General features: G+C 73.1%; 6 protein-coding genes. 5 read left to right on the top strand and 1 reads right to left on the bottom strand.

Annotation, left to right across the window (positions count from 1 at the left end):
- The first annotated feature begins 5 nt into the window (after nt 1–5).
- From NQZ70_RS08000 to NQZ70_RS07985, 4 genes are all read left to right on the top strand, one after another.
- Complete coding sequence (locus tag NQZ70_RS08000) at nt 6–1,637, top strand: lipopolysaccharide biosynthesis protein (RefSeq protein WP_129573687.1); 1,632 nt, start codon at nt 6–8, stop codon at nt 1,635–1,637.
- A 203-nt stretch (nt 1,638–1,840) separates the two neighbouring features.
- Complete coding sequence (gene ettA, locus NQZ70_RS07995) at nt 1,841–3,514, top strand: energy-dependent translational throttle protein EttA (RefSeq protein WP_129573686.1); 1,674 nt, start codon at nt 1,841–1,843, stop codon at nt 3,512–3,514.
- Nucleotides 3,515–3,608: 94 nt separating this feature from the next.
- On the top strand, nt 3,609–4,721 hold the full coding sequence (locus NQZ70_RS07990) for an endonuclease/exonuclease/phosphatase family protein (RefSeq protein ID WP_129573685.1): 1,113 nt from the start codon (nt 3,609–3,611) through the stop codon (nt 4,719–4,721).
- 34 nt (nt 4,722–4,755) lie between these two features.
- On the top strand, nt 4,756–9,243 hold the full coding sequence (locus NQZ70_RS07985) for a translocation/assembly module TamB domain-containing protein (protein WP_237245138.1): 4,488 nt from the start codon (nt 4,756–4,758) through the stop codon (nt 9,241–9,243).
- A gap of 17 nt (nt 9,244–9,260) precedes the next feature.
- On the opposite strand, the gene NQZ70_RS07980 is transcribed toward NQZ70_RS07985, so the two are convergent.
- A complete protein-coding gene (locus NQZ70_RS07980) occupies nt 9,261–10,064 on the bottom strand; it encodes a phosphate/phosphite/phosphonate ABC transporter substrate-binding protein (RefSeq protein ID WP_129573684.1) in 804 nt (267 codons plus the stop codon).
- A gap of 323 nt (nt 10,065–10,387) precedes the next feature.
- On the opposite strand from NQZ70_RS07980, the gene NQZ70_RS07975 reads away from it, so the two are divergent.
- Nucleotides 10,388–14,047 carry a POTRA domain-containing protein gene (locus tag NQZ70_RS07975; RefSeq protein WP_261344339.1) on the top strand — a complete coding sequence of 1,220 codons (3,660 nt, stop codon included), beginning with the start codon at nt 10,388–10,390 and terminating at the stop codon, nt 14,045–14,047.
- The last annotated feature ends 18 nt before the right edge of the window (nt 14,048–14,065 follow it).

Genomic DNA, 14,065 nt, shown 5'->3' with positions numbered 1-14,065 from the left:
GCGCCGTGTCGCGCGCCGCCGAGCCCCTCCCGCCGCCCGAAGCCTCCGCCCCCTCGCAGGCCCCTCCGGCCCCCGCGCAGGCCGCCCCGTCCCCCGCCGCGCCCTCTCCCGTCCCCTCCGCCGCCCGCTCCGCCGGCCGCGGCGGCCTCGCCATCGCCGGCGCCAAGGTCTCCTTCATCGTCTTCGGCTTCGTCCAGCAGCTCATCCTCCCCCGCCTGCTCGGCACCGACGGCTACGGCGCCGTCTCCGTCGTCTTCGCCGGCGTCGGCGTCGTCAACAACGTCATCGTAGCCACCGGCATCCAGGGCGTCTCCCGCGCCGTCTCCAGCGTCGCCGACCGCGACGCCGCCGAGGCCTTCCGCCGCACCCTCGCCCTCCACGCCGTCCTCGCCGTCGCCGTCTCCTCGGCCTTCGCGCTCCTCGCCGGCGCCATCGCCGACTTCTCCGAGGCCCCGCACGTCGCCGGCCCGCTCCGCCTCGCCGCCCTCGTCGTCCTCCTCTACGGCCTCTACGCCCCGCTCGTCGGCGCCCTCAACGGCCAGCGGCGGTTCCTCACCCAGGCCGGCTTCGACGTCGGCTACGGCGCGCTCCGCACCGCCAGCATCGCCGCCGGCGCCCTCCTCTTCCTCCGCGCCGGCCACAGCGGCGTCCTCGGCGCCATCGCCGGCTTCGTCGCCGCCGCCGCCATCATCGTCCCCCTCGCCGCCCTCAAGACCGGCTTCGGCCGCGCCGGCAACGCCGGCCCCTCGATCCGCGAGCACCTCGTCTTCCTCCTGCCCCTCGCCGTCTCGCAGACCTTCCTGAACCTCCTGCTCCAGACCGACTTCTTCCTCCTGCGCCGCTTCCTCGGCCAGGCCACGAGCGGCCTCGCCCTCGGCGCCAGGGCCGCCGACGACCTCATCGGCGTCTACCGCGGCGCGCAGCTGTTCGCGTTCCTCCCCTACCAGCTGCTCCTCTCCGTCACCTTCATCCTCTTCCCCATGCTCGCCCGCGCCCACGCCGAGAACGATCGCGCCGCGGTCCGCCGCTACGCCATGACCGGCGTCCGCCTCTCCTTCCTGCTCACCGGCCTCCTCGTCGCCCCCATCTCGGGCCTCGCGCCCCACGTGCTGCGCTTCGCCTTCCCCGTCGAGATCTGGAGCCGCGGCGGCGACACGCTCCGCGTCCTCTCCCTCGGCATGGGCGCCTTCGCCATCCTCGGCGTCGCCTCGGCCGCGCTCACGAGCCTCCACCGCGAGCGCACCGCCGCCGCGCTCACCGCCGCCACGGTCCTCCTCGTCGCCGTCGGCTGCTCCATCTCCGTCCCCCGCGCCGCCTTCGGCCCCGACATGCTCGTGAGCTCCGCGACCGCCACCTCGCTCGCCCTCGCCACCGCCGCGGTCATCGCCGGCGCCCTGCTCCACCGCGCCGCCGGCGGCTTCGTCCCCGCGGCGACGGCGCTCCGCGTGGGCCTCGCGCTCGCCGCCGCGATCGCCGTCGGCGCGCGGCTGCCGTGGCTCGGCAAGATCGCCGTGCTCGGCGAGGCGATCGCCGTCGCCCTCGTCTACCTCGCCCTCCTCGTCGCCACGCGCGAGGTCGGCCGGGACGACCTCGCCGTCCTGCGGCAAGCGTTCGGCCGCAGAGGCCGCCCGGTATGAGCCGAGCGGCGATCGCCGCCCCGCCAGCGCCGCCCCCGACGCCCGCCGTCGACGCCTCTTGACCGACAGCCGGCAATCTCGCATACGCGGGTCTCCCCGATCCCGAACGCGGCCGGAGCCCGCTCGGTCGACGCGCGGTCGACCCGGCGCTCGCCCTTCCCCGCTCCCGTCTGCCCGCCGGGCTCGCACACGCAGGAGATACCGTGGCGCCTCAATTCATCTTCACGATGCAGGATGTCCGGAAGGTGCACCCCCCGAACAAGGAGGTGCTCAAGGGCCTGTGGCTCTCCTTCTACCCGGGCGCGAAGATCGGCGTCCTCGGCGCGAACGGCGCCGGCAAGAGCACCCTGCTCCGCATCATGGCCGGCGTCGACAAGGAGTACCTCGGCGAGGCCAAGCCCGCCGACGGCATCCGCATCGGCTACCTCGCCCAAGAGCCGCAGCTCGAGGCCGGCAAGACCGTGCAAGAGCACGTCGAGATGGCCGTCCACGACGTGCGCTCCCTCGTCCAGCGATTTGAGGAAATCGGCGCCAAGCTCGGCGAGTCGCCCCCCGACATGGAGGCGCTCCTCGAGGAGTACGCCGCGCTCCAGGACAAGATCGAGGCCGCGAACGGCTGGGAGATCGACCGCGTCGTCGAGCGCGCCATGGACGCCCTCCGGCTGCCCCCGCCCGACGCCGACGTCACGAAGCTCTCCGGCGGCGAGCGCCGGCGCGTCGCCCTCTGCAGGCTCCTCCTCGAGAAGCCGGACATCCTGCTCCTCGACGAGCCGACAAACCACCTCGACGCCGAGAGCGTCGCCTGGCTCGAGCGCTTCCTCCACGAGTACCCCGGCACCGTCGTCGCCGTCACCCACGACCGGTACTTCCTCGACAACGTCGCGGGCTGGATCCTCGAGCTCGACCGCGGCGCCGGCATCCCGTACGAGGGCAATTACACCGGCTGGCTCGAGCAGAAGAAGAAGCGCCTCGAGCTCGAGCAGAAGCAGGAGAGCGCGCGCAAGCGCACCCTCGAGCGCGAGCTCGAGTGGGTGCGCATGGCCCCGCGCGCCCGCCAGGCCAAGAGCAAGGCCCGCCTCGCCGCCTACGAGTCGCTCCTCGCCGAGGACAAGTCGAAGAAGGTCGAGGAGAACGAGATCGCCATCCCCGCCGGCAAGCGCCTCGGGAACGTGGTCGTCGAGGCCGACCACCTCCGCAAGGGCTTCGGCGATCGCGTCCTCATCGACGACCTCACCTTCTCGCTCCCGCGCGGCGGCATCGTCGGCGTGATCGGCCCGAACGGCGCCGGCAAGACCACGCTCTTCCGCATGATCATGGGCCTGGAGCAGCCCGACGGCGGCGCGCTCCGGATCGGCGAGACCGTGGAGCTCGCGTACGTCGACCAGTCGCGCGACGCCCTCAACCCGACCAACAGCGTCTGGCAGGAGATCTCCGGCGGCGAGGACCGCCTGGTCGTCGGCAAGCGCGAGGTCAACTCGCGCGCCTACGTCGCGAGCTTCAACTTCGCCGGCAGCGACCAGCAGAAGAAGGTCCGCGACCTGTCCGGCGGCGAGCGCAACCGCCTCCACCTCGCCAAGCTCCTCCGCCGCGGCGGCAACGTCCTCCTGCTCGACGAGCCCACGAACGACCTCGACGTCGACACGCTCCGCTCGCTCGAGGAGGCGCTGCTCAACTTCGCCGGCTGCGCCGTGGTCATCAGCCACGATCGCTGGTTCCTCGACCGGATCGCGACCCACATCCTCGCCTTCGAGGGCGACAGCAAGGTCGTCTGGTTCGAGGGCAACTACGCCGACTACGAGGCCGACCTGAAGCGCCGCCTCGGCGCCGACGCCGCCGAGCCCCGCAAGATCCGCTACCGCAAGCTCACCGCGAGCTGACGTGCCGCAGCGCACGGCCGCCCGCGGCGCACCACCCTCGGAGCACGGTTCCGAGCTGGCGTGACGCGGGCGCCCGCACTAGCTCTTTCCCCGCATGGTCCGGAGCCCCCTTCGCGCGTGGTGCGCATGGCTCGGCGTGGCCGCCGCGGTCGCGACGACGGCCGTGGCCGGCTGCCGGGACGCCGCCGAGATCCGCTCGCCGTTCACGGCGTCCGCGTCGCACGCGGGCGGTGGCGGGGCCGCGGGAGAGGGCGGCGCCGGCAGCGGGGGCGCGAGCGGCGTCGGCGGCTCGGGCGGCCACGGCGTCGGCGGCTCGGGCGGCCACGGCGCCGGCGGCTCGGACGGCGACGCCGGGCCGGTCGACCCGCCGCCGGAGGCCGCGCCGCTCTCGATCGTCACGTGGAACACAAAGGATTTCTTCAACGATCGGGAGGACACCGAGGGCGGCGGCGAGATCGTGCTCAGCGCCGCGGAGTATCGCGAGAAGCGCGAGGCGATCGCGGCGGTAATCGAGGAGCTCGATCCCGACGTGGCGGTGCTCCAGGAGGTCGAGCACCTCAGCGTCCTCAAGGACCTGAACCGCATCGAGCTCGGCGGGGCGTACCCCCATGCCGCGCTTGTCGAGGCGTACGATCCGCGCGGGATCGACGTCGGCGCGCTCTCGAAGATCCCCTTCGACAAGGTCGTCTCGCACCGGGACGACCGCTTCACGCTGCGCGGGACATCGGGGCCTGTGTACACGTTCGCCCGCGACTGCCTCGAGCTCCACCTCACCCGGGGCGGCCGGGAGGTCATCCTGCTGGGGGTCCACTTCAAGGCCAAGTCGGCGCCCGACGACCCCGACCGGCGCCTCGCCGAGGCGCAGCACACCCGCGCCATCGCCGACGCGCTCGCCGCGGAGCGCCCGACCGCCGTGATCGCCGTGCTCGGCGACTTCAACGACGTGCCCGGCTCCCCCCCGGTCGAGGCCGTCGCCGGCGCCGGCCCGGGCGCGTTCGAGGACGTCGCGGCCGCGGCGCGGCCCGCGGACCAGTGGACGTATGACTTCCGCGGACAGCTAGAGCTCATCGACCACCAGATGGTCAACCCGCTGCTCTGGCCGATGCTCGACCCGCGCTCGATCCGGATCCCCCACGGGCCGTCGATCGAGGACGCGAGCGACCACGCGCCAATCTTTTCCGCATACAGGATCACCCCGCCCACGTAAGCGTTCCACCGCGCATCAGCTAAGCTGCGCCCCGATGCACGGCACGAGGAGAAAGGGCTCCCCGCCGAGAGCCCGCCGGGACTGGGGGCGCCTCGCCGTGCGCGTGCTGTGCGTCGTGTTCGCGGTGATCGGGGCGGTCCCGCTCGCGGTCGGCTTCCTCGTGCGCACCGAGACGGTGCGGGCCTGGGCGGCGGCCGAGACGGCCGCGCTGCTGGAGAGCAAGCTCGGCATCACGGCCCGCTACGACGTGCGCGTCCAGGCGTGGCCGCTCATGGTCGGCCTGAACCGCCTCGTGGTCGACTCCTCGGACGGCGGCGCGCCGTTCCTCGAGCTGGAGCGCGTGGCGATCCGCCCGCGCCTGTTCTCGCTGCTCGCGGGGCGCATCGACGCGGGCGACGTCGAGATCATCGGGCCGCGCGTCCGCGCCGTCGTGAAGGACGGGGAGCTCCGCAACTTCAAGCTCCCCGAGACCGGCAAGAGCAGCAGCGGCGGCGGGCTCGACCGCGCGCCGCTCTCCTCGGTGGCCATCACCGACGCGCGGATCGACCTGACCATCGACAACGTCCGCGTCCAGGCCCGCGAGGTCGACGTCGACGTCTCCGCCGAGCCGTCCGACGTGTTCGAGATCGCGATGCGCTCCGGCCTCGCCTCGGTCGTGCACACGCACCCCGCTCCCGGCCGCGAGGCCGAGGAGGACAGCGTCGACGAGGACGTGATCTGCCGCTTCGACACGCGCATCAGCGTCGAGCCGGACCGCGCGCTCGTCCGCCGGCTCATCCTGGAGGGCGCCGCCGACTTCGATCCGGATCCCGGCACCGCGCCGCCGTGCGATCTCCAGGGCGGCGACTGGCGCCGGGTGGAGCTCGAGCTCGGCGCCCTCCGCGCCGTCGGCCTCGGCGGCGGCATGCCCCACCGGATCGAGGGCCGCGTGCGGGCGCGCCTGCCGGTGCCGATCGTGCACCGCTTCGTCAGCCTGCCGCCCGCGTCCGGCTCGGTCGCGATCGACGTCGACGCCGAGTACGACGCGGCGGCCGCGCCGCTCGGCCTCGCGCTGCCGCGCGTGAAGGGGACGCTCGCGCTCGACCAGCCGGGCCTCGACGGCCGGGTCTTCGTGACGCGCCTCTCGGGCAAGCTCTCGACCACGCCCGACGCCGTGCAGCTCTCCGACGCCGACGTGGCCTGGGCCGACGGCACGCTGAAGATCTCCAGCGCGGAGATCAAGCCGTTCGAGAAGGGCATGCCGCTCCAGGCGGGGCCGATCGACCTCGCCGACATCGAGCTGCCCGGCCTGCTGCGGGACCTCGGCGTGCACCCGCAGGCGCACGTCGCCTGGACGCTGCGCGAGGGCCGGTTCGATCGCTTCGGCGGCACGCTGGTCCCGCTCTCCCTCGAGGGCCCGCTCGCCGTGCAGACGCGCGGCTTCGACATCTTCGATCGCCCGACCAAGGACCCGGCCCGCCAGCGCCTGATGGGCGTGAAGGAGGGCGCGGTCCGCGGCTCGTTCCAGGTGCGGCCGAACGCCGTCGTGCTCTCCGGCTTCTCGGTCGACACGCCGAGCTCGCACCTCCGGGCCACCGTCTCGCTCGGCTTCAACGACCAGCTCGGGGTCGAGGTCCACCCGGGCTCGCGCGTGGATCTCGCCGAGGTCTCGCCGCTCGCCGCGCTCGAGCTCGCCGGCGTCGCGTCGCTGAGCGCCTCGATGCACGGCTCCTACGCGCACCCGAAGCTCAAGGGCGAGGTCGGCATCGAGAAGTTCGTGTTCGCCGGGTTCCCCGTCGGCGACCTCGAGCCGTCGCCGGTCTCGTTCGAGCCGCTCGCCGTGACGCTCGAGAACGCGCGGGTGCGGCACGGGGCGAGCCGCGTGCGGGTCCCGTCGCTCAAGGTCGACTTCGACCCGGCGGGCAACCTGCCGAAGGGCCGCCCGCTCGACAGCTCGTCGGGGATCGTGGTCGTGGACGCGGCCGTGGACACGCGCGAGGCGCCGCACCTCGGCGCGCGCGATCTCCTCGAGATGCTCCGCCTCGACAAGGATCCGCGGTTCGCGGCCTACAAGGCGACCGCGAGCGGGACGGCGCGGGCCCACTTCGCGCTCGGCGGCCGCGAGGACCGCTGCGGCGGCGGCTACCTCGCCGTGAGCGCCGGGATGCGGCTCAGCGGCATCGAGCTGCTCGAGGAGCGCTTCGACGAGGGCGAGGTCGACCTCAACCTGATCTGGGACGATCAGGCCGCCGGCGGCGACGGGATGCGGCTCGACGTCCGCTCGGCGTCGCTGCGCAAGGGCACGGGCTCGGTGCTGGCGAGCGTGTCCGTCGCGCACGGCGGCGCGCTGAAGGGGAGCGTCATCGCGAGCGGCCTCCCGCTCACGCGCATCGACGCGCTCGGGCCGGCGGGGTCGCTGTTCGACGGCTCGGTGTCGCTCGTCGCCAGCCTGGGCGGCACCGTGAGCAGGATGGCCGGCTTCGCGGACGTCCACGTCTCGCGCATCGGCATCCGGCGCTCGCACGCGAGCCTGCCGCCGTCGCGCGTCGAGCTCACGATCGTGCCCCAGGACAAGCCGCCCAAGGTTCTCGGCAGGACGCCGATCTGCGGCAACCCGGTCGGCGCGCCGTTCGACCCGGCGGAGTTCGAGCGCGACCTGCCCGACGGCTCCTTCGTCGCGAACGGCTCGCTCTTCGGCGGGCAGGTCGCGCTGGAGGGGGTCCGCGTCACGCGCCAGCAGCGCAAGATCGTGGACGGCAGGGTGCGCATGGACGCGCTCGACCTCGGCACGCTCGCGAACCTGATCCCGGGCGTCGCGTTCTCGGCGGCGACGCCGAAGGGGACGCTGACCGCGTCGCTCGACATCGAGCGGCTCCCGCTCGCGGATCCGAAGCAGGCGGCGCTCACGCTGACGGTGGGCGCGCTGAAGCTCGAGCGGGAGGGCCAGGGGGTGCACCTCACGGCCCCGAGCGGGCCGATCCGCCTCGCGGGCAACGCGCTCACGGTGCCGGAGCTCCACATGGAGGCGCACACCGCCTCGCGCCTGTCGGCCGCGTTCACCGCGTCCGGCGAGGTGAAGCGGGTGTTCACCGCGCCGGACCTCGACGTCGCGATCCGGGTCAGCCCGACGAAGCTGGCGCGGCTCAGCGCCGACATCCCGCAGATCCGGCACGCGCGGGGGACGGTGCAGGCCGACGTCCGGATCACGGGGCCCCTCCAGGGGCTGCGCTACGCGGGCTCGGCGACGCTCAAGGAGGGAGAGCTCGACGTCGTGGGGCTGCCGGTGTCGCTCGACGACATCGACGTGGAGATCGCGATCGACGACGATCTGGTGCGCCTCACGCGGGCGACCGCGCGGGTCGGCACGGGCACGGTGAGCGCGGTCGGGAACATGCCGGTGCGGGGCCTGAACCTCGGCATGGCGACGGCCTCGATCGTGGCGACCGGCGTGAAGCTGCCGGTCGCGGACGGGGTGAACCTCACCGCGAACGCGAACCTCGTGGCGCGCTTCCAGCCCGGCGTCGAGGACGACGCGTCGGGCGAGAAGAACCTCCCGCACGTCGAGGGCAAGATCACGCTCACGTCGTTCAACTACACGCGCCCGATCCTGATGAGCATGGACCTCGGCGACCTCACGGGCCGCCAGCGGACGACGGTGCAGACCTACGACCCCGCGGCCGACGCGGTCCGGTTCAACGTGGTCGTGCTGTCGCCGAACCCGCTCCACTTCTCGAACGATCTCGCGGACATGCGGCTCGAGGTCTCGCCCACGGGGCTCGAGCTCTCGGGCACGAACCAGCGCTTCGGCGCGCGCGGGTCGCTGCGCATCCTGCCCGACTCGAAGCTGATGCTGCGGAGCACCGAGTTCAACGTGCGGGAGGGCTACGTCCGCTTCGACGACCCGTTCCGCATCGCCCCGAAGGTCGACGTGCGCGCCGAGAGCGAGTACCGCCGCTACACGGCGATGAGCAGCTCCGCGGCGGACTCCGGCGCGGAGGCGCCGTCGGCCGCGAGCGCGGGCATCGGCGCCGGCGCGAACGCGAGCGGGCACTGGCGCATCAAGCTGCACGCGCAGGGCGACGCCGACAACCTGCAGCTCAACCTGACGAGCGATCCGCCGCTCAGCCAGGAGGACATCGTCCTGCTCCTGACGCTCGGGATGACGCGCGCCGAGCTCAACCAGGGGGTGGTGTCGTCGCTCGGCGAGACGATGGGCCTCGAGGCGCTCTCGTCGCTGACCGGCGCGGACAAGGCGGTGAAGACGATCGTCCCCATCATCGACGAGTTCCGCTTCGGCACGGGCTACTCGTCCAAGAACGGCGCGCCGGAGCCGACGGTGACGCTGGGCAAGCGCATCACGGACGCGGTGCGGGCCAACGTCACGACGGGGCTCTCGCAGGGCAGCCAGGTGCGCGCGGGCGTCGAGGTGAAGCTCAGCGACCGGATGAGCGTGCAGGGGTCGTACGACAACGCGAACGACGCCACGAGCTCGCCGCTCGGCAACGTGGGCGCCGACCTCCGGTGGCGGCTCGAGTTCGAGTGACGTCCGGGCGGCGGCCGTCAGGCGGGCGCGGCGAGCGCCGCGTCGAGGGCGCCGTAGCGGTCGTCGCGGCCGGACACCCACTGCTTGTGGCCCATGAGCTCGAAGATGCGCCGGTGCTTCGGGTTCTTCCAGGTCATGCTGAGCAGCGCGCGCTGGAACGCCTCGGCCTTCGCCTCGGGCAGCGCCGGCAGCGCGTCGAACATGGCGAAGTCGTAGGCCGGCGTCGTCCAGAGGACGTCGACCCGGCGGAGATCGATGTGGCCGCTCGCCTGCTCGGCCAGCCACACCGCGTCGCCGACCGCGGCCGCCTGCGCCTTGCCCTCGTGCAGCGCCGCGAGCGCCTGGACCTCGCTCGTCGCGGTGTCCCCGTGCTTGCCGAGGTCCACCTCGAACGGCATGAGCTGGATCTTGTCGACGGCCACCCCCGCCTGCCGGAGGAAGTGGAGCGGCAGGATGCGCGCGTGCGCGGAGTCGGCGCTCCCCACCGCGAGCACCTTGCCCTCGAGGTCGCTGAGCGCGCCGACCGCGGCGTCGCGGCGGACGAGGAGCTTGCTGTGGAAGTCGCGGTCGATCTCGCGCATGGCGAGCGAGCGGGAGCGGCCCTCGGTGTGCCGCTTCACCCGCACGTGCGAGATGGCGCTGTTCCAGGCGACGTCGATGTGCCCGCGGATCAGCGCCTCCGCCTGGCGCTCGTAGGTAGAGAAGAGCGCGAAATCAATCAGGATTCCATGTTCTCGGAAGTGCTCGCGCAGGCTCTCCCACAGCGTCACCACCTTGAGGTCGTGCGCCACGGCGCCGACAAGCATCGCCAGGTCCTTCATCCGGTGCCTCGCACGGGCGGCGACGCTAGCACGAGGTCCGCCCGCCGAGAGCCCCGCGTCTCGCACATCGGCGCATCGAGGCGTCGATCGGGTCGGGCCTGGGCCTCCGGGGCGCTGGAGCTCGCGCGTCCCGTGTTGGGGCGCGAACGGGGCGCGGCGACGGGCGGATGGGGGCGGGCGCGCCGCGGCGGCGCGGGGCGCGGCGGCGAGGTCTCCGCGCGGGCGGCCTCTTGCCAAAACGCGGCCCAACCGGGCTACGCTGCGCTCCTCGTGCACGCCGGCGCCGGTTCATTTCGTTTTCGTGCCCCGGCGCTCCGCGCCTGATGGCTCGCTTCCGCTCCGTCCTCATTCCCCTGGCGCTCGGCCTCTTGCCGCTCGGTGTGCTCGCCGTCCCCGCGCGCGCCGACGAGGCGCCCGTGCGCGTGGCCCAGGCTGACGAGGAGGACGCCGGCAGCTCGAACCAGGTTCAGGTCAACCCGGGTCGGGTCAACCCCAACCTCAACCCGGGTCGGGTCAGCAACCCCAACCCCGGTCAGGTCAACCCGAGCCCCAACCCGGGTCGGGTCAGCAACCCCAACCCCGGTCAGGTCAACCCGAGCCCCAACCCCGGTCAGGTCAGCAACCCCAACCCGGGTCAGGTCAACCCGAAACCCAACCCCGGTCAGGTCAGCAACCCCAACCCCGGTCAGGTCAACCCGGCCCAGCCGAACCCCAACCCGGGTCAGGTCAACCCGGGTCAGGCCAGCCCCGCGGAGCGCGCCGGGCCTCCGGGCGACGCCGGCACCGAGGCCACCGACGTGCCGTCGCTCCAGCAGCCGGTCGCCCTCGGAGAGCTCGTCGGCAAGCCGATCGTCCGCATCGACGTCGCCGCGCTGGGCGACCGCTGGGTGATCGTCTCGCCGGTCACCAGCGTCGAGCTCGGTGAGCCGCTCAGCCCCGACGCCGCACGCCGCGCGATGCGCGAGCTGCTCGCCTCCGGCAACTTCGCCCGCGCGTCGGCCGACGCCTACCTCCTGCCGGACGGCGCCGCGCTCCGGATCACCGTCGTCCCGCGCCGGCTCATCGCGACCATCCAGATCACCGGCGGCGCGCTCGATCGGCAGGACACCCTCGAGGCCGCCAGCATCGCCGAGAACGGCGAGATCACCGCCGCCGCCCTCGCCGAGATCGGCCCCCGCATCCGCGCGTTCTACGCGCAGCACGGCTACCCCGCGGCCGCGGTCACGGTCCGCGCGGTCGACACCGACGATCGGTCGCAGATCGTCCTCGCCCTCGACATCGAGGCCGGCGCCCCGCGCGTCGTCTCCCAGCGCGTCTTCGTCGTCGACCCGCGCGCGGGCCGGGAGCTCGGCGCGCTCAAGGACAGCTACCGCCTCGGCGTCGGCGCCCGCGTCGACGAGCCCGCCCTCGCCGAGGCCGACCGCGAGATGGCCGAGCTCCTCCGCCGGAGCGGCTTCCATGACGCCGAGGTCTCCCACCGCGTCCTCGCGGTCGGCCCGAACAACTACCTCTACGTCTACCTCGACCCGGGCGCGCGCATCGTCCCCGCCTTCGACGGCAACCGCGCCTTCGACGACGACGCCCTCGAGGACGCGCTCGGCCTCGGCGAGACCACCGAGACGAAGCCGGACGATCTCGCCGACCGGCTCACCGCGTTCTACGTCGCCCGCGGCTTCCTCGACGCCAAGGTCACCCCGTCGCTCGGCGGCAAGCCGGAGGATCCGGTCCGCCACCTGACCTTCACCATCCGCGAGCACGAGCAGGTGCGCGTCACGAAGCGCGTCTTCCCCTGCCTCACCGGCGACCTCAGCCCGGACGACCTCGGCCGCGAGATCGAGAGCTTCCTCGAGGAGGACCTGCCCGGCGCCGACGCCTTCTCGATGCCCGACCCGCGCGGCATCTCGGACCTGTTCGGCCCGACCCGCGGCGCCGGCGGCCGGGCCAAGCCGGTCGAGCTCATCCCGGCGATGACGTACGCGCAGGAGACCTACGAGCGCGCCCTCAAGCACCTGCGCGACCTCTACTTCAGCAAGGGCTACCTGAACGCCGTCGTCGGTCCGGTCTCGGTGCTCCGCGCCACCTGCTCGCGCCGCTCTCCGCCGGGCGCCTGCATCCCCGAGCCGGTCACCGAGCGCGTCACGGCCCAGTGCCGCACCGACGCGCTGGGCCTCCCCGTCCCCGAGCCGCCCGTCCCCGCCGCCCTCACCTGCCGGCCCGACCCGGCGCGGCACATCGCGTGCGCCCCCGAGGTGACGCTCCGCATCCCGGTCCACCCCGGTCCGCAGACGCGGCTCTACGATCTCGCCTTCGAGGGGAACAAGGGCTTCTGCGGCCAGGCCGGCCTGAGCGAGCGGGACCGGAATTTCTGCGCCGAGGAGAGGCCGTTCAGCGAGCGCTGGCTCGGCCAGGTCGCGGACCTGAAGGTCGGCCAGCCGCTCTCGACGCTCGACCTCGACGCCGCGCGGCTGCGCATCCTCGATGTCTACCGCGACCTCGGGTACGCGTTCGCCGAGGTCCGCACGGCCATCGAGCCCTCGCCCGACCGCACGCGCGCCCGCGCGCGGTTCATCGTGTCGGAGCGGGATCGGGTGATGGTCACCGGCATCGTCGTCAAGGGCGCCGTCCGGACCGACGAGCAGCTGATCCTCCGCCGCGTGCTGCTCCGCGAGGGCGCGCCGTTCCGGCAGTCGCAGGCGCGCCTGAGCGAGGAGCGCATCGCCACGCTCGGCCCCTTCTCCAGCGTGTCCATCTCGCTGGAGGACCCGGAGGTCCCGCAGAAGAACAAGCGGGTCATCATCCACGTGGTCGAGCAGCTGCCGCAGTACCTGAACCCGCAGATCGGGTTCTCGACCGGCGAGGGCGTGCGCTTCGCCTTCGAGTACGGACACCGCAACATCGGCGGCCTCGCCATCGGCCTCACGATGCGCGTCCAGCTCAGCTACCTGTTCGAGTTCATGGTCGTGGACCCGGCGGCGCAGCGTCACTACCACGAGCTCGACGACGACGATCAGCTGGAGCGCCGCAACACGATCTCGGTCACGCTCCCGGACATCGGCCTCGGCCCGCTCGTCAGCCTGTCCCTGTCGGGCATCGACGTGCGCGACAACCAGCTCGACTTCGGCTTCACGAAGCAGGCGCTCATCCCCGCGCTCACCTACCGCCCGCGGCGCGCCATCACGACGCAGCTCGCCGTCTCGACCGAGCTCAACGACGTCGGCTTCTTCCCGGGCGCCGTGGGCACCGACAAGCGGGACATCCTCGATCAGCTGCGCATGCCCGAGGGCCGCACGATCGCCCTGGCGCAGCGGATCGACGCGTCCTGGGACACGCGCGACACCCCCTTCGCCGCGACCCGGGGATTCCTCCTCTCCGGCGGCGTCGAGCACGTCGACGCGTTCGACGCGTTCGCCTCGGCGAGGGCCCAATCGAGCTTCCCCGAGAGCCATTTCTTGCGGTTCACGGGCCGCGTTTCGGGCTACATCCCCCTCGCGCCCCGGTCGCGGCTCACCCTCGCGCTGAGCCTGTCCGGAGGGTACATCCAGCCGCTCGTCGCCCAGAGCGGGACGTACCCGGACCGCCTGTTCTTCATGGGCGGCGTCGACTCGCTCCGCTCCCACCTGGCCGAGTCGCTGTACCCCGAGGACGGGCTCAAGGAGGCGAGGAAGGCGCTCGGCCCGAACGCCGAGGTCTCGACCGACGATATCCCCCGCGGCGGAACGGTGATGGTGAATCCGCGCGCCGAGCTGCGCATTCCGCTGACCGATCTGCTCCAGCTCGGGCTCTTCCTCGACGCGGGCAACCTCTGGATCCAGGCGAGGAACGTGAACCTCGACCCGCGGCGGCTCCGCTACGGGCTCGGCGCCGGCCTGCGGGTGAACACGCCCATCGGCCCCCTGGCCTTCGATTACGGCTTCAACCTGGCCCCGCGCGAAGAGCTCGACGAGATCGGCGGCGCCCTCCACTTCTCCGTGGGGCTCTTCTGACGGGCGGCGTCGCGGCCG

The sequence above is a fragment of the Sorangium sp. So ce836 genome (genome assembly GCF_028553905.1).
In the GTDB taxonomy this organism is placed as follows: domain Bacteria; phylum Myxococcota_A; class Polyangia; order Polyangiales; family Polyangiaceae; genus Sorangium; species Sorangium cellulosum_D.
The sequence above is the reverse complement of the archived record's forward strand: the minus strand, read 5'-3'. Positions and strand labels throughout refer to the sequence as shown.

Excerpts from the sequence above, each read along its gene's own strand:
- NQZ70_RS07990 (WP_129573685.1), top strand. The coding sequence starts at position 3,609 with ATGGTCCGGAGCCCCCTTCGCGCGTGGTGCGCATGGCTCGGCGTGGCC.
- NQZ70_RS07985 (WP_237245138.1), top strand. The coding sequence starts at position 4,756 with ATGCACGGCACGAGGAGAAAGGGCTCCCCGCCGAGAGCCCGCCGGGAC.
- NQZ70_RS07980 (WP_129573684.1), bottom strand. The coding sequence starts at position 10,064 with ATGAAGGACCTGGCGATGCTTGTCGGCGCCGTGGCGCACGACCTCAAG.
- NQZ70_RS07975 (WP_261344339.1), top strand. The coding sequence starts at position 10,388 with ATGGCTCGCTTCCGCTCCGTCCTCATTCCCCTGGCGCTCGGCCTCTTG.